Source organism: Bacillus sp. SIMBA_005, assembly GCF_046535585.1.
In the GTDB taxonomy this organism is placed as follows: Bacteria; Bacillota; Bacilli; order Bacillales; family Bacillaceae; genus Bacillus; species Bacillus pumilus.
This window is the reverse complement of the sequence record NZ_JAWRWI010000009.1, coordinates 37,057-57,713: the sequence shown is the minus strand read 5'-3', so window position 1 is coordinate 57,713 and position 20,657 is coordinate 37,057. Positions and strand designations below refer to the sequence as shown.

The 20,657-nt window shown below is 41.4% G+C and carries 20 protein-coding genes; 14 read left to right on the top strand and 6 right to left on the bottom strand.

All coding sequences use genetic code 11. The annotated features are described in order from the left end of the window. Positions 1–99 precede the first annotated feature (99 nt). The 6 genes from SB660_RS15520 to SB660_RS15495 all read right to left on the bottom strand — a co-directional run bounded on the left by SB660_RS15520 (position 100) and on the right by SB660_RS15495 (position 6,812). Positions 100–1,020, bottom strand: a complete 921-nt coding sequence (locus tag SB660_RS15520) for an iron-hydroxamate ABC transporter substrate-binding protein (protein ID WP_180310370.1) — start codon at positions 1,018–1,020, stop codon at positions 100–102. 201 nt (positions 1,021–1,221) lie between these two features. After that, positions 1,222–1,821: a response regulator transcription factor gene (locus tag SB660_RS15515; RefSeq protein ID WP_268466365.1), complete on the bottom strand. Its 600-nt coding sequence runs from the start codon at positions 1,819–1,821 to the stop codon at positions 1,222–1,224. Next, positions 1,818–2,954 (bottom strand): sensor histidine kinase, encoded by a 1,137-nt coding sequence (locus SB660_RS15510; RefSeq protein ID WP_410583203.1) that lies wholly within the window; start codon positions 2,952–2,954, stop codon positions 1,818–1,820. The genes SB660_RS15515 and SB660_RS15510 overlap by 4 nt, the downstream gene beginning before the upstream one ends. A 115-nt stretch (positions 2,955–3,069) precedes the next feature. After that, complete coding sequence (gene desA, locus SB660_RS15505) at positions 3,070–4,125, bottom strand: Delta(5) desaturase DesA (protein WP_180310373.1); 1,056 nt, start codon at positions 4,123–4,125, stop codon at positions 3,070–3,072. A gap of 188 nt (positions 4,126–4,313) precedes the next feature. Continuing rightward, positions 4,314–5,756, bottom strand: a complete 1,443-nt coding sequence (locus tag SB660_RS15500) for a DEAD/DEAH box helicase (protein ID WP_410583201.1) — start codon at positions 5,754–5,756, stop codon at positions 4,314–4,316. Between the two features lie 252 nt (positions 5,757–6,008). Then, positions 6,009–6,812: an NAD kinase gene (locus tag SB660_RS15495; RefSeq protein WP_144520966.1), complete on the bottom strand. Its 804-nt coding sequence runs from the start codon at positions 6,810–6,812 to the stop codon at positions 6,009–6,011. A 445-nt stretch (positions 6,813–7,257) separates the two neighbouring features. On the opposite strand from SB660_RS15495, the gene sppA reads away from it, so the two are divergent. From sppA to SB660_RS15425, 14 genes are all read left to right on the top strand, one after another. Then, positions 7,258–8,259: a signal peptide peptidase SppA gene (gene sppA, locus SB660_RS15490; RefSeq protein ID WP_012010881.1), complete on the top strand. Its 1,002-nt coding sequence runs from the start codon at positions 7,258–7,260 to the stop codon at positions 8,257–8,259. Between the two features lie 14 nt (positions 8,260–8,273). Continuing rightward, positions 8,274–8,795 carry an RDD family protein gene (locus SB660_RS15485; protein WP_061409079.1) on the top strand — a complete coding sequence of 174 codons (522 nt, stop codon included), beginning with the start codon at positions 8,274–8,276 and terminating at the stop codon, positions 8,793–8,795. Positions 8,796–8,893: 98 nt separating this feature from the next. Next, entirely contained in the window at positions 8,894–9,601 is a 708-nt protein-coding gene (locus SB660_RS15480; RefSeq protein ID WP_410583283.1) for a DUF2953 domain-containing protein, read from the top strand. A gap of 14 nt (positions 9,602–9,615) precedes the next feature. Beyond that, a complete protein-coding gene (ytfJ, locus tag SB660_RS15475; protein WP_003216488.1) occupies positions 9,616–10,068 on the top strand; it encodes a GerW family sporulation protein in 453 nt (150 codons plus the stop codon). Between the two features lie 112 nt (positions 10,069–10,180). After that, a complete protein-coding gene (gene tpx, locus SB660_RS15470) occupies positions 10,181–10,681 on the top strand; it encodes a thiol peroxidase (protein ID WP_058015077.1) in 501 nt (166 codons plus the stop codon). Positions 10,682–10,769: 88 nt separating this feature from the next. After that, on the top strand, positions 10,770–11,744 hold the full coding sequence (locus SB660_RS15465) for a class I SAM-dependent methyltransferase (RefSeq protein ID WP_058015078.1): 975 nt from the start codon (positions 10,770–10,772) through the stop codon (positions 11,742–11,744). 229 nt (positions 11,745–11,973) lie between these two features. Then, complete coding sequence (locus SB660_RS15460) at positions 11,974–13,158, top strand: acetate kinase (protein WP_003216471.1); 1,185 nt, start codon at positions 11,974–11,976, stop codon at positions 13,156–13,158. A gap of 98 nt (positions 13,159–13,256) precedes the next feature. Beyond that, positions 13,257–13,772 (top strand): MogA/MoaB family molybdenum cofactor biosynthesis protein, encoded by a 516-nt coding sequence (locus SB660_RS15455; RefSeq protein WP_058015079.1) that lies wholly within the window; start codon positions 13,257–13,259, stop codon positions 13,770–13,772. Between the two features lie 173 nt (positions 13,773–13,945). Next, positions 13,946–15,157 (top strand): argininosuccinate synthase, encoded by a 1,212-nt coding sequence (locus tag SB660_RS15450; RefSeq protein WP_003216486.1) that lies wholly within the window; start codon positions 13,946–13,948, stop codon positions 15,155–15,157. After that, entirely contained in the window at positions 15,154–16,527 is a 1,374-nt protein-coding gene (gene argH / locus SB660_RS15445) for an argininosuccinate lyase (RefSeq protein ID WP_410583196.1), read from the top strand. The genes SB660_RS15450 and argH overlap by 4 nt, the downstream gene beginning before the upstream one ends. Before the next feature lie 119 nt (positions 16,528–16,646). Beyond that, positions 16,647–17,549: an aminoglycoside phosphotransferase family protein gene (locus tag SB660_RS15440; RefSeq protein ID WP_180310378.1), complete on the top strand. Its 903-nt coding sequence runs from the start codon at positions 16,647–16,649 to the stop codon at positions 17,547–17,549. A 101-nt stretch (positions 17,550–17,650) separates the two neighbouring features. Beyond that, positions 17,651–18,406, top strand: a complete 756-nt coding sequence (locus tag SB660_RS15435) for an SDR family oxidoreductase (protein ID WP_058015082.1) — start codon at positions 17,651–17,653, stop codon at positions 18,404–18,406. 66 nt (positions 18,407–18,472) lie between these two features. After that, the gene (locus SB660_RS15430) at positions 18,473–19,156 is read left to right on the top strand and encodes a metal-dependent hydrolase (RefSeq protein ID WP_144462564.1); all 684 of its coding nucleotides are present in this window, start codon (positions 18,473–18,475) and stop codon (positions 19,154–19,156) included. A 146-nt stretch (positions 19,157–19,302) separates the two neighbouring features. Beyond that, positions 19,303–20,625: a DRTGG domain-containing protein gene (locus SB660_RS15425; RefSeq protein ID WP_410583193.1), complete on the top strand. Its 1,323-nt coding sequence runs from the start codon at positions 19,303–19,305 to the stop codon at positions 20,623–20,625. Positions 20,626–20,657: the final 32 nt, after the last annotated feature.

Genomic DNA, 20,657 nt, shown 5'->3' with positions numbered 1-20,657 from the left:
CACTTTTTGTATTCGCTTGTATGTAATTGTAGCGGAAAAAAGACGCTGCCGCTAGAAGCAGACAAGAAAAAAGCAAGGGAAGGGCTCCCTTGCTTCAGTTTATTTACCTAAGAAGTGCTTTTTAAAGAATGATAGTTGATACTCGAGTGTGAGTGGGTCATTAAAATAGAATTCTTCTGCATTTGCCTCATACACACGATGTTTTTTCACAGCTGGGATGGACTTGTAAATTTCACTGTTTTGATAGGAATTGTCCATTTCGCTGTTTTTACTAATGATCATATAGTCTCCAGCAAATTCAGGAATGACTTCCTGTGAAACGGCATAGTAGCCAGCTTTTAATGCTTTTTCTTTCACTTTTTCAGGCATTTTTAGTTTCATTGCTTGGTAGAGAATTTCTGTGCCGCGGCCCCATGCATCTCCAAACACGTAAAGATCTTTTGTGCCGCTTTCAAATACAGAAACGGTCGCATCCTTACCGATTTTTGCTTTAATTTCTTTTCCTGCTTCAGCTGCGCGTTCTTTAAAATCTTTTACCCATGCTTTGGCTTCTTTTTCTTTGTTTAATACTTTTCCAATTTCAATATGCTGCTGAAGGTAATCGACTTTGTTATACGTAAACAAGACGGTTGGTGCGATTTTTTTAAGTTTTTCTACATTTTTTGTATTGCTTAAGCCAATGATGACATCAGGCTTAAGCTTCATGATTTTTTCGACATTGGCATCCGACACTTCTTCCACATTTTTCAATTCCTTTTGGAAGCGAGGGTTCTTTTTTGACCAAGAGTCGACGCCGACCAGGTTCACACCAAGTGACATCACATTACCTGTGTAGGAACCAAGTACAACGACACGTTTTGGGTGCGCTGGCAGCTTCACAGGGCCATTTTCAGATTCATATGTAATTTTGTCTGATGATGTTGATGGATTTCCTTTATTTGAGGAAGAGCTGCTGCTATTGCCACATGCGCTCAATGCAAGTACAAAGATGAGCATCAGAGGGAACAATATTTTCTTCATGAATGTAGACTCCTTTGAAATCGGCACATAAGCCGGGTATTTGATTGTATGAGTGATAATGATAATTATTATCACTTGGATATCATATCATAGAAGTGCGGTCTGTTGTCAATTACATTTTGATCGTTGGTGATAAAAAATAGGAGAGGAGATTTTTGGTAGAAAAAAAGATCAAGGCAGCATGTGTCCTGATCTTTTTTCTTATTTAAACCAGCCTTTTTCTTTTGAGCGTGTAATGGCTTCAATGCGGTTTTTCACTTCTAGCTTATCTAAAATAATGGAAATGTAGTTTCGGACAGTGCCGCTTTTAATGCTGAGCTCCTTAGCAATTTCTTTTGTGTTTTTGCCGTCGGCGACGAGTTCAAGTACGGATTTCTCTCGATCTGTTAAAGGGTTTTCGTCACTATATAAGTCTTCCATTAATTCAGGGGCGTACACCTTTTTCCCTTTCATCACACTGCGAATGGCACTTGCCAGATCTTCACTTGGACTATCTTTCAGCATATAGCCGCTGACGCCAGCTTTGAGCGCCCTTTGGAAATAACCAGAGCGGGCAAAGGTCGTTAAAATGATGATTTTTACATCTGTTCCTTTGAGCTCTTCCGCTGCATCAAGTCCCGTTTTTCCTGGCATTTCAATATCCATTAAGCAAATATCAACAGGGTGTTTTTTGGCAAAATCGATGGCGTCCTGGCCGTTCGTACCTTTTCCAACAACCTTCATATCGTCTTCTAAATCAAGAAGTGAACCGAGCGCACCGAGCAGCATTTGCTGATCTTCTGCGATAAAAATGTTGATCATTTCATCCCCTCCTTGTCTTTTGCTGCTGAATCATTTGGAATGCTCATGATCAGCTTTGTTCCGTCCTTTGTCTCAATACGCAGGCGCCCATTTGCAAATTCCAATCTTTCTCTAATTCCTAAAAGGCCATGCCCCTTCATTGGAGAGAGTGGATCATCGCCTTTAAATGTCCCGTCATCCTCGACTGTGATGATAGCTTCCTTTGATTTTTGATGAATGGTGATTTTGCAAACGGTCGCATCACTATGTTTGACGACATTTGTCACGGCCTCTTTGATGCACATGCTCACAATGTTTTCGTTAAGAAGAGAGATGTGTTTTGGCGCTTCCTTTTCATCATAAATCAATTCAATCCCCGCTGCTTCGAGAATTTGCTCGATGTTCGACAGTTCATCTTTGATTCGAATGCCTTTCATGGAAGAAACAATCTTGCGAACTTCATTAAGAGACGTTCTGGCTGTCTGCTGGACGCTTTTCAGTTCGGCGCGAGCTTGTTCAGGATCTTTATAGACGAGTTTACGGGCAAGATCACTTTTTAAGCCAATGAGAGAAAGCTTTTGTCCAAGGGTGTCATGCAGATCACGTGCGATGCGCTGCCTTTCTTCAAGCTTTACAAGATCGGCGATCCGTTCATTGGCATTTTCTAATTTCTCTTCAAGGCGTTCACGTTCTTTACGGCTTCGAATGCTGAGAGGAAGGAGAATGGCACTAATGAGTGTGATCACAACAAAAGGAATTTGTGTGAGAAACCATCCCTTTTTTAAAATCAAGCTAAAGTTCACTGCTACGGCGGCGCTCCCTAGATGAATATAGTATAAGATATAAAAAGGTACTTTTCCTTTAATATGCCCATTGAAATAGGCGATGCAAAAAGCGAAATAAATATAGCTGTAGAGCATCACATAGCCTGTAGAAATCGCAATCAATAAAAGACCGAGTACATATAAAGCCCATCCTTTTGCGACAAAGGCAAAACGATACACTCCGAAAAAAACCACATTCAAAATAATGCCAATGACAATACCTAAAGTCGTAGGCGTTTTTAAGATAAAATAGAAGGGCAGGATGAAAAAAATGGCCCATATATAGGGAGAAATCCCATGCAATTTTTGAATTTTAAACTGTTTTTTCATCCGTGTGCCACCTTTTCCGTTTTCGTTCTTTTCCTTACTTTATCAAATTCAACATATGGTTGCATCCTGTAAATGGCAACAAGCTCCTTCTAGTGTAAGAAAGAGCTTGCACCAATTATGCATTTTTCTTCAGAATGTCTCCTTTAATGACAGGTGCAGGCATCTTCTTAGATTGCCGTGCTTTTTTAAAGGTAACGAATGCTTTCGTTTCTTCATCCCAAAGTCTAAATTTCATTGATTCGATACTTGTTTTTAAAGTGATAGTTGGAACATTTTGAAGCGGCTCACTATGATCATGTGCATGCTCCAAGTGATAATTCGGTACCCTTGGACTTAAATGATGGACATGATGATAACCGATATTGCCTGTTAACCACTGAAGAAGCTTTGGCAATTTGTAAAAAGAACTGCCTTCTACTGCTGCCTGCACATAATTCCAATGTTCATCTTCTTCAAAGTAAGAATCCTCAAATGTATGCTGCACATAAAACAGCCATACACCGATTGATCCTGAGATCAGGAAGATTGGACCTTGGACAAGTAGGAACTCCTGCCAGCCAAAAAGAAGACACGTTGCAGCTGCTAGCGCAATGATGCTCACGTTTGTGAAATACGTGTTCCAGCGCTCTTTTTTACGAGCATTTTTGACGTTGAAACGGTTTTTTAAGAGAAAAACAAAGATCGGTCCTAAAATAAACATCACAAAAGGATTACGATAAAATCTGTAGCGGAATTTCGTCCAAGCTGATGCTTCTTGATATTCTTTGACTGTCAGGAGCCAAATGTCGCCAGTACCTCGTTTGTCTAGATTACTGCTTGTGGCATGGTGAATTGAATGATCTCTTTGCCATTGAAGATAAGGGAAAAGGGTGAGTACGCCCGTTACAAAACCGAACAGGTGATTTAGTGGCTTCTGTTTGAAAAAGGATTGATGGCAGCAGTCGTGAAAAATAATAAAGACACGTACTAAAAAACCAGCTGCAATAACCGCAAAGAAGAGGGTTAAAAGGTAGGAGATGTTCAGGCTATAATAGGCAAGAAACCAAAGCCCCAAAAATGGAATAAATGTATTGAAGAGCTGCATGATACTTTTTTTCGAGTCAGCACCAGAAAATTGGCCTACTTGTTTTCTTAAGGTGGCTTGCTGTTGTGTGTTTGTTGAAGTTGTCATGAAAGTTCAAGTCCTTTCCGTTTCTTTCTACTTCAAAGTATAGAAGGAAAGGCGTCATGCTCATAGTAGCACCCATCATGTATTCAATATGACATTTGTCATGTTGAACGCAGGAAAGGCTGATGGTTCAAGGGTTGTAAGCTTATTTTATTTTAAATAAAAAAGTAAAGGCGCTTAGCCTTCACTTTTTATTGACGTGCTTCATGAACTTTTAACTGCTTGCCTTTAATGGTTGTGTGGCGCATGGCGTTCAGCACAAGAGGGCCTTTGCCGTTTAAAATATCGACGTATGTTTTCGTATCTTGAATGGTAATAATCCCAATGTCATCAAAGGCAACGCCTTCTATTTTGGCAATGGTCCCAACGAAATCAACAGCCCGCAGCTTCTTTTTCTTCCCGCCGTTAAAATAAAGCTTCATAATATCCTTTTCAACGCCTGCCTGTTTATTTTCCTTTTGAATCGGCGTTTCAATCTTTTCTTCAAAGCTTTCTACATGCTGCTCTGCGTCTTCCTTTGTTGGGTATGGCTGCGTCTTGAAATCAATACCTGCTTCCTCTTTTAATTCATCAATCAGAGGCTTTGCATTTTTCGTCATAAACGCAATGGTTTTTCCGCTTTTTCCCGCTCTGCCCGTTCTTCCTGTTCGGTGAATATAGCGCTCCTTTTCATAGGGAAGGTCATAATGAATCACATGTGTCATATCACTGACATCAATACCCCGGGCTGCTATATCGGTTGCGATCAAATAACGGAACTCACCGTTTTTGAATTCATCCATGACAGCGAAGCGGTCTTCTTGTCTCATGCCTCCATGAATTTTGTCACAAGGCACATCCCATTCATCCAGCTTCAATGTGAGTTCGTTCACTCGGTCCTGGGTATTACAGAAAATAATGCAGCTATCTGGATTTTCAATCACGATCGTACGCTGAAGAAGAGAGAATTTCGCTTCTTCCTCCGTTTCAATCACGGTGTGAGTGATTTGTGGTACAGACGTTTCTTCCCGTGCAATTTCAATTACTTTTGGTGAATGTAAAAACTGTTCACTTAATTTCTTCATCTCATCAGACATGGTCGCTGAAAACAGCATTGACATGCGCTTTGGCGGCAGATACTGAATAATAGAGGAGACTTGATCAATAAACCCCATGTTCAGCATTTCATCCGCTTCATCTAATACAAAAAATTTAAGGTTTTCTAAGGAAAGAGTACCTTTCTCAAGGTGATCCAAGACTCGTCCCGGTGTTCCGCACACAATGTGGTTTTTTTGTGCAAGCTCTACTTTTTGAGCTTGAAAAGGGGCTTTTCCATAAATGGCTGCGGCTTTAATTCGTTTCAATCGTCCAAGGCTTGTGAGATCCTGTTTGACCTGCATGGCGAGTTCTCGCGTTGGAACGAGGATGAGGGCTTGAGGTTTATTTTCAGCCCAATCGACCATTTCACAAATCGGCAAACCATAGGCTGCCGTCTTGCCGCTGCCTGTTTGAGATTTGACGATCAGATCCTGCTTTGAAAAAGCAACGGATAATGTCTCGTGCTGAACAGGTGTAGGTGTATGGAAGTGAAGTGCTTTTAGCGCTTGTTTTAAATCATCGCTTAATGGATATTGATCAAATTGTTGTAATGTCATCGTGTTCTCCTTTTCGTACATTCATACTTGTGACATCATACCATAATCATGACCGTGAATGAAAAGACATGAAAAAAAGCCCCGTAAAGGAGCTTTCAGCGTGTAGACAAACCCTCGCATTCGGTGTCAGATTTGAGCTCCGGTACTCACGAATGTCAAATTCGCTCCGTTCCGGTGCTCACTCTTCCTAGACTTCAAAGGTTTTCTATCACGCTGAAAAGAAAACAAAAGCCCCGTAAAGGAGCTTTTTGATTAAAGGAATCTGCGTTTTACTTTTTCCCAGTAGGAGTTGTCTTTTAATTTCACCGTTTTAATGACTTTTCCTGAAAGTCCGATGTCAATTTGTTTGACGTGTTTTGTGCCAAGTGCTTCGTTATCAAGCCCGATAATCGGATGGTCGTTTCCGTCCTGCACAACCTTCAGTGTTAGCTTGCGGTCACTGCTTAAGATGAAAGGAGCACCTAGTGTACGGTACGAGTTGTTGTTTAGCGAAGCGAGCTCTGTGACTTGCATACAAGGGAGCATCGGGTCAACCACTGCGCCGTTTACCGATTTGTTGTAGGCTGTTGAGCCAGTCGGAGTAGAAATAATCATTCCGTCTCCTCTAAATGTTTCAAAGTGGAAATCATCTATATACACATCGATCACAAATGTCTTAATAATGCTTGAGCGGATCGACAGTTCGTTTAAGCAATGGAACTGGTTTGTACTGTCAACGCTTACATCAATGATCGGATATTTTCTCACTTCAATCTGTTCAGTGTTCATGGCATCAATCATTTTATCAAAATGTTCTAATGAAAAATCGCAGTATAAATGCGAATTCTCTGTTTTTGATACCCCTACATATAAGCAGTCATCCCGGAAGTTCGTTTTGCGGACTGCTTGAAGAAATGTGCCATCTCCGCCAATTGAAGCAATAATATGGGCATCCTCTGCACGCTTGACGACTTGAAAGCCTTGATCGGTAGCGAGCTTCTCCAGAGAAGAAATGTGTTCATCCAATTCATGATCTTTTTTGTAAAAGAAAAATACATTGCGACGATTGTCTGTCATTGACGTTCTCCCCTTCGTTGTCAAAAGTAGATTTAAAGTAATAAAGGGCTTACATATGAAGCCTTGCTCACATTTTACACTTTTTTCATATGAAAGTAAAAATATTAGAAAAACCTCTGTGATAATGGCATTCGTTTTGAGAAATGAGTCAATGTAAGGGATTTGAAAAGGGCAGAATTTGAGCATAATTGAATAGCTGTTTTCTCATGAAAGAGTGGTTTAGGTGTTTCGTTGTGGTGAAGCTCTAGCCTATTAGGTGCAGAGAGAGGAGAAAAAAGCCAATTTTTCGTCATGCGTATGACTTGGCAGACGATGTAAAGTTGATCGTGAATGAAAAGAGGTGCTATCATATGATGAATTGAAATGTAAAAAAACCACAATTCCTGTGAAACATTTCATGTGAATATTCGTATCAATGAAGAGAGACAAAAAGGAGGAGAAAAAGATGAATGCGAAAAGATGGGTAGCGTTAATCATTGCACTTGGAGTTTTCGGATTTTCAATTGTGATTAGTGTCACGACGGCTTTGTATGAAAGCTTCAATGACAATAAAATGAGCTATCAATTTGGAGATGAAATAGAAGAGAAGGTACTAGAGGATGGAAGCGGTGCTGGAAAAATTGCGGTTCTTGAGATTAATGGAACCATCCAAGATAATGGCGGAGCATCAAGTCTGTTAGGCGGAGAAGGTTATGATCACCGTGCATTCCTCAAGGAACTAGAAAAAGCGAAAGATGATGCTTCAGTAAAAGGTGTACTGCTGCGCGTTAACTCTCCTGGCGGCGGTGTCTATGAAAGTGCAGAAATACATAAAAAATTAGAAGAAGTGAAAAAAGCGAAGAAGCCGATTTACGTCTCCATGGGCTCAATGGCAGCGTCTGGCGGCTACTATGTATCAACTCCAGCCAAGAAAATCTTTGCTTCACCTGAAACATTAACAGGTTCGTTAGGTGTGATCATGCAAAGTTTGAACTATTCAAAGCTGGCAGATAATTTAGGTATTAAATACGAAACAATTAAGAGCGGAAAATTCAAAGACATCATGTCACCAAATCGTGATATGACAAAAGATGAGCGAGACATCATGCAAAGCATGGTCGATAACTCGTATGAAGGATTTGTCAAAGTGATCTCGGAAGGACGCGGCATGTCAAAACAAGACGTGAAGAAAATTGCTGACGGCCGGGTCTATGACGGAACACAGGCAAAATCGAACGGATTAGTTGATGAGCTTGGATATTATGAAGATGCAATCAAAGCAATGAAGAAAAATGAAAAAGGGTTAAAAGGAGCGACAGTGATCAGCTATTCTCAAAGCTTCGGCTGGAACTCTCTCTTCAATATGAGCGCAAGCAAACTCTTTAAAAGTGAAATTGATTTTCTCAATCTAAAAGAAACACTGGCTGGCTCAAATGGGTCTAAACCGATGTATCTCTATTCAAAATAAAGGAGGGATCATAGATGGATTCTACATTCGATGAAGTAACCGAAAGCCGAAGCCAAGAAGAATCGAATCCGGCTCTTGCGAAACGTGCAATGATTGAAGCACAGGCGTTTGCAGGATTTTGGATTAGGTTTTGGGCGTTTATTCTTGATTGGCTCGTCGTCTGGGGTGTCAACCATTTGACGGTTTCTCCAATCTTTAGTCTGTTTGGCTGGTCCAAAGGAGGAGGATGGTTTTCTCCATTCTCTGTCACAACGACGATTGTATTCCTGCTTTATTTCGCCATCATGACGAAAATCTTTCAACAAACGCTTGGAAAAATGGTGTTTGGGATCAAAGTGGTCTCACTTCAGCCTGAGAAGAAACTGGCATGGGATGTCATTTTCTTTAGAGAGATTGTGGGACGCTATATTAATACGCTTTTTGTACTCTATGCTGTTGTTGGGTTCACACCGAAAAAGCAAGGGGTTCATGATTACTTTGCCGATACGGTGGTCGTCCATGAACACCTATATGAAAAAACAGAAGCAAACGTATAATCAGAGGAGTTTGGCCGGGTACCGGTCAAACTCTTTTTTTATGATTGGGTATAAAATCCAGAATGAGAGCCATAATCGTAGAGGAAGCATCATTTGTTATAGAGGAAGTGAGCACAGTGCTTTACGTTTGGATCGCAGCTTTTTTGTTCCTTGGGATCTTATTGATCTTCATGAAAGTGACCATTTCACTGGATTATTCACATGCAAATGACAATGACCATCTTGCACTGAAGATCATCACTTTATATGGAATCATCAGACTCAAAAAAGACATTCCGATGGTGAAGATCAATCCAGAAGATCAAACGATTGATATACGTGAAAAGAAGATGGCGAGCGCCAAAACCCCTAGTCACGAAAAAGAATCCATACATAAAAAAGTGGGAAAGCGTGATATGAAGCAAATCCTTCATCAAATGGAGCGCATCACAAAAGAGATCGTCGATTTAAACCGGATCATGCGTAAATTCTTCATTCACATGAGGGTTGTATCGTTTCACTGGTCAACATGGATCGGTTTTCATGACGCCGCTTTAACAGGTGTAGCAGCCGGCGGGGTGTGGTCAGTCAAAGGAGCATTGCTTGCCTTTATGCAGGAGCATCTCACTTTTAAGCATAAACCGGTATATGAAGTTATTCCTGCCTTTCAGCACAATGTGTCACAGACCCAGTTTACATGTATAGCTTATTTTCGTATTGGACATGCTATGCTTGCAGCCATTCGTTTACTTGTCCATTGGTTAAAAGGAAGAAAGGCGAGAAAAAGTGCCTCTCTTCAAGCAACGAAGAATGAATCATCTGTTTAAGGAGGAACCCGAAAATGGCAGATCATCCAATCCAAGGTCTTATGAAGACAGCGATGGAAAACTTAAAAGAAATGATAGATGTGAATACGATCATCGGCGATCCAGTCGAAACCCCTGATGGCAGTGTCATTCTTACTGTGTCAAAGGTTGGTTTTGGATTTGCAGCCGGCGGTAGTGAATTTAACGGGAACCAAAAGAAAGAAAAACGTTCTGATGATCAAGAACGAAAAGAACCGAGACTCCCATTTGGCGGAGGAAGCGGCGGAGGTGTGTCTATTACACCAATCGCCTTCTTAATTGTCGGAACAAATGGCGTTCGAATGCTTCATTTGGATGAACATACACATCTGCTTGATAAAATATTGGATTCTGCTCCTCAAGCAATTGAACGTCTTCAGCACATGTTTAAGAAGGATGAACGGGAGAACCGTCATAAAGAACGAAAACTAGATGACATAGACCTTTAAAAAGTTAGCTGCGCTGCAGTTAACTTTTTTTTCAAAAGCGACGATTAGGCTTTGCAGTTTTTTGCTTTCTCTACTATGATAGAACCATACATTTGATAAGGGAGGAATTGTTTTGGCATCGATCACATTTAAAGGGAGTTCTGTCACGCTTGTAGGAAATGAAGTAAAAGTAGGCGAGCAGGCTCCAGATTTCACGGTATTAACGAATTCACTAGGGGAAGTTTCACTTTCAGATTTAACAGGAAAAGTGACGATCATCTCAGTGATTCCTTCTATTGATACAGGTGTGTGTGACGCACAAACAAGACGTTTCAATGAAGAGGCAGCCGGTTTAGGTCCGGTCAATATTTATACAATTAGTGCAGACCTTCCATTTGCACAAGCACGCTGGTGCGGAGCAAACGGAATTGAAAATGTCGAAACATTATCTGATCACAAAGATATGTCATTTGGTGAAGCATTCGGTGTATATATGAAAGAATTGCGTTTATTGGCGCGTGCAGTTTTCGTATTAGACCCTAATGGGAAAGTGGTTTACACTGAATACGTAAGCGAAGCAACGAATCACCCAAATTATGAAAAAGCCATTGAAGCTGCAAAATCACTGTTATAAAAGCAGCATCGACAAGAGCTCCGGCTTCATACTGGGGCTCTTTTCAATGAGAACATATAGCTTTTAACAAAGCGAGGAGAGAAAAGCATTGCAGAAAGATCAAGTAAGTACGATTTTTGAGCTGCTCGATACAGCTTCTATTCGATTAAAAAAGGCACAAAGTATTTCCTATATTGAGGCATTGGCTGAAGCAGGAGAAGCCTTTTTCCAAGCAAATGATCGAGACGGTTTACTAAAGGATGTAATAGAGAAAGCAGATTTTGCCTCTTATGATCATGAGCAGATTCGTAAAGCGTTTCAGCTCGCCGTATTGAAAGGACAAAAGGATATTTCCCATCCAAATCGTCAGATGACCCCAGATACGATCGGGCTGTTTGTCAGCTATTTGGTGAATAAATTTTTAGAAGGTCAAAAAGAGCTAGTTGTCTTTGATCCAGCAGCAGGAACAGGGAACTTATTGCTTGCTGTCTTAAATAATCTGACTGCAGAAACAAAGCGCGGCTTTGCGTCTGAAATTGATGATGTCCTCATTAAAATTGCATGGGCACAGGCGAATTTGGAAGAGAAGGAAGTCGAGCTTTTCCATCAAGACAGCCTTGAGCCGCTTTTGATCTCTCCAGTAGATGTCACTGTATGCAGTCTGCCAGTTGGTTATTATCCAAATGATGAACGTGCAGCAGACTATGAATTAAAGGCAAAAGAAGGACATGCCTTTGCGCATTATTTATTTATTGAACAAAGCCTTCGTTATACAAAAGAAGGCGGCTTCTTGTTCTTCATCATTCCAAACGATTTGTTTGAAGGAAAAGAAAGCGTGCAATTAAAGGACTTTATCAAAGATCAAGCATATATGAATGCATTAATTCAGCTGCCGGTTTCCATGTTCAAAGACAAAAAGCACGCCAAAAGCTTGTTTGTGATGCAAAAGAAAAAGGAAGGGCTCGAAGCACCAAAACGGATGCTGTTTGCCAATCTGCCGTCTTTCTCACAAAAAGAATCAATGGTGGGTGTCATGAGAAAATTAGACCAATGGTTTATAGAAGAAAAAGAAACGAAAGAATAGCCAGAGTGATGTCTGGCTTTTTTATTATTCAGAAAATAACGACTTATCGATGTAAGCGGTAACAGTTCAAAGGTGCACTTGAAATGCAAAGTTTTCAATGTTTAAATGAAAAAGTCAGATATTTTTCGGACTTATCGTTAAACTATAAAAGACCCGTCATACAGGTTGAATATAGCACCGGAAAAAACGTGAAACCTTATATAACAACTGAGTAAAAGGAGCGACAAGAATGTCTAAAATTATCGCAATCAACGCAGGAAGCTCATCTCTTAAATTCCAATTGTTCGACATGCCAGAAGAAACCGTTTTAACAAAAGGTCTTGTTGAAAGAATCGGAATGGACAACAGTATCTTCACGATTTCTGTAGATGGAGAAAAGAAAACAGAAGTCACAGATATTCCAGATCATGCAGTAGCGGTTAAAATGCTGCTTGAAAAACTAATTGAATTTAATATCATCAAAGACTTTAATGAAATTGATGGCGTAGGACACCGTGTTGTTCACGGCGGAGAGAAATTCAGCGACTCTGTTCTTTTAACTGATGAAGTCATTAATGACATTGATCAGCTTTCAGAGCTAGCACCACTGCACAACCCTGCAAACGTTGTAGGAATCAAAGCATTCAAACAAATTCTGCCTGACGTACCAGCGATTGCTGTGTTCGATACAGCTTTCCACCAAACAATGCCAGAGCAGTCTTACCTATACAGCCTTCCGTACGACTACTACAAAAACTTTGGTATTCGTAAATACGGATTCCACGGGACAAGCCATAAGTTCGTAACAGAGCGTGCATCAGAGCTATTAGGCCGCCCTCTTGAAGAACTTCGTTTGATCTCTTGTCACCTTGGAAATGGTGCGAGTATCGCAGCAGTTGAAGGCGGAAGATCAATCGATACTTCAATGGGCTTCACGCCGCTTGCGGGTGTTGCGATGGGTACACGTTCAGGTAACATTGACCCTGCTCTTATTCCATTTATTATGGAGAAAACAGGACATACAGCTGAAGAAGTACTTTCTACTTTGAATAAGAAGAGTGGTCTTTTAGGTGTGTCTGGTCTATCAAGTGATCTTCGTGATATCGAAGAAGCAACAGAAGAAGGAAACGACCGTGCAGAAGTAGCTCTTGATATTTTTGCAAGCCGTATTCATAAATACATCGGTTCTTATGCAGCGAGAATGAATGGCGTAGATGCGATCATCTTCACAGCTGGAATCGGTGAAAACAGTTCAGAAGTTAGAGCACGTGTCCTTCGTGGTCTTGAATTCATGGGCGTTTACTGGGATCCTTCTCTTAACAACATGAGAGGCGAAGAAGCATTCATCAGCTACCCGCACTCTCCTGTAAAAGTAATCGTGATTCCAACGAACGAAGAAGTTATGATTGCAAGAGACGTTATGCGTTTAGCGTAACATCCTTTTGAAGCTCTTTTCCTCAGCGGAAAAGGGCTTTTTTCTATTGAAATCAGCATGCTATAATGTGAGGCAATATGAAAGGAGCGGTGCGAAAAATGAGCGTGACAGAACATAAACGTGAGGCGAAAGCGAGGCTTTATGTGAAAGTCATTACGGTCAGTGACACAAGAACGAAAGAAACAGATAAAAGCGGCCGTCTAATGATTGATTTGCTTAAAGAACAGGGACATCTCATTCTTGCATACGATATTGTAAAAGATGACATTGGAGCGATCCAAGACGCTGTACTAGAGGGAACAGGCGAACCAAAAATAGATGCCGTCTTGTTAAACGGGGGCACAGGAATTGCCGCAAGGGATGTCACCATTGAAGCGATCACCCCGCTTTTCTCGAAGGAGCTGCCTGGCTTTGGCGAAATCTTCCGCATGCTGAGCTATACAGAAGACATTGGTTCAGCCGCTATCTTGTCCCGTGCCGCGGCTGGGATCGTCAATCAAAAAGCCGTCTTTGCCACACCAGGTTCTACTGGAGCTGTTCGTTTAGCCATGACAAAACTCATCATTCCAGAGCTTCCTCACGTCTTACGAGAGCTTGAAAAGGATCAAAAATAGTCTGAAATGACTCTGCCAAGAAAATTTGGCGGAGTTTTTTTCATAAAGGGGTTGAAAAAACAATTTTTCCTTGTTACAGTGTATACATACTAAATGCATGTTTATAAATTAAAACTTATTTTTATGCAAAAAACATTCACAGAATCAAAACAAGTGAGAGGAGCTTTTCAATCATGTCACAAAATAAAAAAGTCGTATTAGCATATTCCGGAGGTCTTGATACCTCTGTTGCAGTTAAATGGTTACAAGAGCAAGGATACGAAGTCGTAGCTTGCTGCCTAGACGTAGGCGAGGGAAAAGACTTAGCATTCGTTCAACAAAAAGCACTTCAAGTCGGAGCGGTTCAGTCTTACATGATTGACGCAAAAGAAGAGTTCGCAGAGGAATTTGCACTAACTGCCTTACAAGCACACACGATGTATGAAGGGAAATATCCGCTAGTATCTGCATTATCTCGTCCGCTTATTGCGAAAAAATTGGTGGAAGTTGCAGAAAAAGAAAATGCAGTAGCGGTTGCGCACGGATGTACTGGAAAAGGAAATGACCAAGTCCGTTTTGAAGTCTCCATTAAAGCATTGAATCCAGACCTAGAAGTTCTTGCACCAGTGCGTGAGTGGAAATGGTCTCGTGATGAAGAAATCGATTATGCACAAAAACATGGTATTCCAATTCCAATTAACTTAGACAGCCCATATTCAATCGACCAAAACCTTTGGGGCAGAAGTAACGAGTGCGGCATTTTAGAAGATCCTTGGGCTGCACCGCCAGAAGGAGCGTATGATTTAACAACGCCACTTGAAAAAACTCCTGACACGCCTGAAATCATTGAAATCACGTTTGAAAAAGGAAAACCAACAGCTATTGATGGTATTCAGTATTCCTTATCTGATCTCATTCTTCATTTAAATGAAGTCGCTGGTCAGCATGGGGTTGGCAGAATCGACCACGTTGAAAACCGTCTTGTTGGCATTAAATCTCGTGAAGTGTACGAATGCCCAGGTGCTGTCACACTTCTAAAAGCGCACAAAGAGCTTGAAGACTTAACGCTAGTGAAGGAAGTTGCACACTTTAAGCCAATCGTTGAACAAAAAATGGCTGAATTAATATACAACGGATTATGGTTCTCACCACTTAAAGGAGCACTAGATGCTTTCTTACAAGAAACACAACAGAACGTAACAGGTGTTGTACGTGTGAAACTATTTAAAGGTCATGCCATTGTTGAAGGACGTAAATCACCATATTCACTTTATGATGAAAATCTAGCAACTTACACAAAAGCAGATGAATTCGATCATGATGCAGCGGTAGGATTTATTAACCTTTGGGGCTTACCAACAAAAGTAAACAGCATCGTGAATAAAAAGGAGCAGGTTAAAGCATGAAAAAGCTTTGGGGAGGCCGATTTCAAAAAACACCTGAAAAATGGGTCGATGAGTTTGGCGCGTCCATTCATTTCGACAAACAATTAGTCAAAGAAGATCTGACCGGCTCCCTTGCTCATGCAAGTATGCTGAATACATGCGGTATCCTAGATGATGAGGAGGCCGCTGCCATTAAAGATGGACTGAATACGCTCATGAAAAAGGCAGAGGAAGATGAACTCGAATTCTCAGTGGATTATGAGGACATCCATTTAAACCTTGAAAAAATGCTCATTGATGAGATTGGTCCGCTTGGCGGCAAATTGCACACAGCGAGAAGCCGGAATGATCAGGTTGCCACCGATATGCATTTATATTTGAATAACCAAGTAGAGCATATCATTGAACTGATCTCTTCCTTTCAAACAGTGCTTGTGGAAAAAGCAGAACAGCACGTTGAAACGATTTTTCCAGGATATACGCACTTGCAGCGTGCACAGCCTATTTCCTTTGCGCATCATATGCTCGCCTATTTCTGGATGCTAGAGCGTGACAAAGCGCGTTTTCAAGATTCTTTGAAGCGAATTAACGTGTCTCCACTCGGGTGCGGAGCGTTAGCAGGAACGACATTCCCAATTGATCGTGAATATACAGCAGAGCTGCTTGGCTTTGATCATATTTACGAAAACAGCCTTGATGGCGTAAGTGATCGGGATTTCATTTTAGAGTTTTTGTCTAATAGCAGCCTTGTGATGATGCATCTCTCACGTCTTTGTGAGGAAATCATTTTATGGTGCTCTCAAGAATTCAAATTCATTGAGCTTGATGACACTTATGCAACAGGCAGCAGCATGATGCCGCAGAAGAAAAACCCGGATATGGCTGAATTAATCCGCGGGAAAACAGGCCGTGTGTATGGCAACCTGATGGGGCTTCTCACGATTATGAAAGGCTTGCCGCTTACGTATAACAAAGACTTGCAAGAAGATAAAGAAGGCATGTTTGATACAGTGAAAACCATTGCTGGCAGCCTGCAAATCTTCACAGGCATGATTCAAACAATGACAGTGAACGAAGATGTCATGAAAAAAGCAACAAAAGAAGATTTCTCAAATGCGACCGAAGTGGCAGACTACCTTGCGAAAAAAGGCATGCCATTCCGTGAAGCACACGAAATCGTTGGCAAGCTCGTGTATACATGCATTCAAAAAGGCATCTACTTAAGTGATCTTCCGTTTGAGACATTTACAGAAGCGAGCGCTCTTTTTGAAGAAGACATTTACACCGTGCTTGATCCTTATGTTGCTGTTGAAAAAAGAACAAGCGCAGGGGGAACTGGATTTAAACAAATTCAGCTCGCTTTAGAAAAAGCAAAAGCCTGTCTAGCGTAACTGACAAAAAACCATTCGTTAATACGGATGGTTTTTTGTCTTGGGAAAAGGAGATTGATCATCATTGGAGAAGTTGAAATCATACCAGTGTTAAGCTGAAGAGGGAGTGACAGCAGTTCATGAAGAGAACGCTTCAGGCTTTGTTTGACCAGCCCATCGTATCAGTTAAAATGTTAGGAGAACAGTACGACGGACGGGCTAATGATGTATGGCTGATCTCCTTACAAGACAAAACGGAATATGTCGTGAAATCTCCTAAAATGACAAAAGTAGAAAGTGAGTTTGAATATGGGATCGACATAATCTATGGAGTAAATGCTCATATAGGACAAGAACATCTCGATCAAATCAATGAAAAGCTGGCTATGACGAATTCCTTTCATATTCCGAAAGTTGTTCGTAAAGTGAAGAAGGCAGGGAAACATTATGATGTCATGGAAAAAATAGAAGGAATCCCTTTAACATCTTTTGAGGGGCGCTCATCACATTTCTATAAAGATTACGGGAGGAAACTAGCGCTTCTTCATTCATATCGAACAAACTCTTTCGGTGCAGTATACGGTGCAGAAACGAGACATTTGAGAGGATTTCATGCTCTTTTAAAAAAGGCTGTCTCCCAACTTGTAAGCCGCTATTATGCTGATCAGCCTGAATTTCAGTGCTATGGAGAAATGGTGCAGCAAAAGCTAGATCACCTCAATCCTCCTGATTCAGCCAGTCTTATTTTAATTGATTTAGATCCATCGCAATATATTGAAAAAGATGATCAAGTGACGAGTCTAGTGGATACGGAGTATGTTGTATTTGGACCAGCTGCATTTGATTTTATTGCATTGGAATACCTTTTGACGAAAGAAGCTGCACACGATGTTCAGTTGGGCTATGAAGAGATTTGCCCGCTTCCTCACCAGCTTCATGAGGTGAGAGAATGCTATCGTTTTGTTTCGCTGCTTCTTGATATTCATGGCTCGTGGGATATCCAAAAGTGGATGAATCATCCTTCATTTTTTCATTCTAAATAGAAATAACAGAAAGGGTTCATAAGTGCGCCAGATGCAGGTTTATAGTAAAGTAAAGATAAGAAACATGTGAACTTGCAACCTTTGCTTTAGGAGGAGATTGTGTGCGACACGCATTAATAACAGCGGGTTCTAAGGGACTTGGCAGGAAAGTCACCGAGTCTTTACTGAATATGGGGTATTCTGTGACAGTCAATTATCGAAGTGATGATGAAGCTGTACGGCAGATGAAAGAAGAATTGCAGGAATATGAAGAAAAGCTTCAATTTGTCCAAGGTGATGTGACAAACAAAGAAGATTTAAAGAACATGGTCGAGCTGGCAGCTGAGCGATTTGGGCGGATCGATGCCTTGATTAACAATGCTGGACCTTATATTTTTGAACGAAAAAAACTAGCGGATTATTCCGAAGATGAATGGTATCAAATGATGGAAGGCAACCTATCTGCTGTGTTCCATTTGTTCCGTATGGTCATCCCAATGATGAGAAAGCAAGGCTTCGGCCGAATTGTCACATATGGCTTCCAAGGTGCAGACCATGCGCCGGGATGGATGCACAGATCAGCCTTCGGAGCAGCAAAAGTGGGGCTCGCGTCACTGACGAAAACCATTGCGATAGAAGAAGCCGAAAACGGCATCACGGCCAATATGGTTTGTCCAGGCAAAATCGTTGGAGACATGAAAGAATCGACAATAGAAGAAGCACGCCAGATGAAAGATGACGAAACGCCGATTGGCAGATCTGGTACTGGAGAAGATATCGGGCGCATCATTTCCTTTTTATGCGATGACCGCTCTGATCTGATTACAGGAACTGTTATTGAAGCAACAGGTGGTCTTAACGTCATTCACAGGCATTAAGTTTTTCAGTTTTTTATACAGGGAATAGATGAAATGAGATCAAATTCGAAAGGTGGATATACTCACATGAAAGCTACATATCACGGACATTCAGTCGTACACATTGAAACAAACGGATACCATATTTGGATTGATCCATTTTTAAATGGAAATAAGCACACAGATATCAAACCGCAAGATGTCAAAGCGGATGCCATTTTGCTGACCCACGGGCATGGAGATCACGTCGGTGACACCATTGAAATCGCTAAAAACAATGATGCGCTCGTTATTGCGCCATTCGAGCTTGCCACTTATTTAAGCTGGCAAGGTGTGAAAACGCACCCGCTATCGATTGGGGGCGGACGTGAGTTTGAATTTGGTAAAGTGAAGCTCACTCAAGCGTTCCATGGTTCTGCTATCATTGATGAAGATGCAAAAACGATTACGTATACAGGCATGCCATCAGGTATTTTATTTACTGCAGAGGGCAAAACGATTTATCATGCCGGAGACACTGCACTCTTTTCAGATATGAAGCTGATTGGTGAGCTGAATCATATTGAGCTTGCATTCCTTCCGATCGGTGATAACTTCACGATGGGACCGGACGATGCAAGAATCGCAGCCGAATGGCTTCGGGCGAAGCAAGTCGTGCCAGTTCATTACAGCACATTCCCGCCGATTGAGCAGGACCCACATGCATTTGCAGACAGCCTGCATGGCGGCGTCGGTCATGTGTTAAACAGCGGAGAATCGATCGAGATTTAATCAACATAGCAAAAAGCCGGCACTCAAATGCCGGCTTTTTTTATTTACATGTATCGTGCTGAAAAAAGACAAATTGCTATTAAAAGCCTCCTGCCCTTATAATGAAAGTTAGATGAAAACGCTGAAAACAAAAAGGGTGAACGGGATTGGCGACAAAGCATGAACAAATTTTATCGTATATTGATTCATTAGATGTCGGAGAGAAAATTTCTGTCCGGCGTATTGCGAAAGAAATGAAAGTGAGTGAAGGGACCGCTTATCGGGCTATTAAGGATGCCGAAAATAAAGGATTCGTGAGTACCATTGAACGAGTCGGCACCATTCGAATTGAACAGAAGAAAAAAGAAAATATTGAAAAACTGACATATGCAGAAGTAGTTAATGTGATTGACGGACAGGTGCTTGGGGGACGAGCGGGCTTACATAAAACATTAAACAAATTTGTCATCGGAGCGATGGAGCTTGATGCGATGATGCGCTATACGGCAGCTGGAAACCTGCTGATTGTCGGAAACCGGATCAATGCCCACAGACAAGCATTAGAGGCAGGGGCGGCTGTACTTGTTACAGGCGGATTCTCAACAGATGATGAAATCATTCAGCTCGCAGATGAGCTTGAACTGCCGATCTTATCGACAAGCTACGATACATTTACCGTAGCAGCTCTCATTAACCGGGCCATTTATGACCAACTCATAAAAAAAGAGATTGTACTTGTGGAAGATATTTTAACGCCGATAGAACGAACGGTGTATCTATCACCAGAGGATAAGCTTGAAAAATGGTATGAAAAAAATTATGAAACTGGCCACGGACGTTTTCCAGTCGCAGACGACCAAATGAAGATTCACGGCATTCTCACCTCAAAGGATATCGCAGGTCATGACCGCTCCACACCGATTGAAAAGGTGATGACGAAAAACCCACTGACAGTCATTGGCAAAACCTCTGTCGCTTCTGCTGCTCAAATGATGGTATGGGAAGGCATTGAGGTGCTGCCAGTTGTAGATGATTATACGAAACTGATTGGAATGATCAGCCGTCAGGACGTGCTGAAGGCGCTTCAAATGATTCAAAAGCAGCCGCAGGTCGGAGAAAAACTGGATGATGTCGTCTCAAGAGGGTTTAAAGAGACCGATACAGAAAAACCAAAGGCAGATGCAGTGTATCAATATGAGGTCACACCACAAATGACAAACCAGCTCGGAAACATTTCATATGGCGTGTTCACGCAAATTTTAATTGAATCCGCCAATCGCTTCTTAAAGTCTCATAAAAAAGGGGAGCTAATTGTCGAAAGTCTCTCTGTCTACTTCTTAAAACCGGTTCAAATGGAATCCACGATACAGATCAAGCCAAATATTTTAGAAGTAGGACGCAAGTTTGGAAAGCTGGAAGTGGAAGTTTATCATCAATCGAATATCGTCGGTAAAGCCATGCTGATGGTGCAGCTCATGGAGAGAGGATAATCTGCTGAAAAAGACAAAGGGCTAAAATAAAC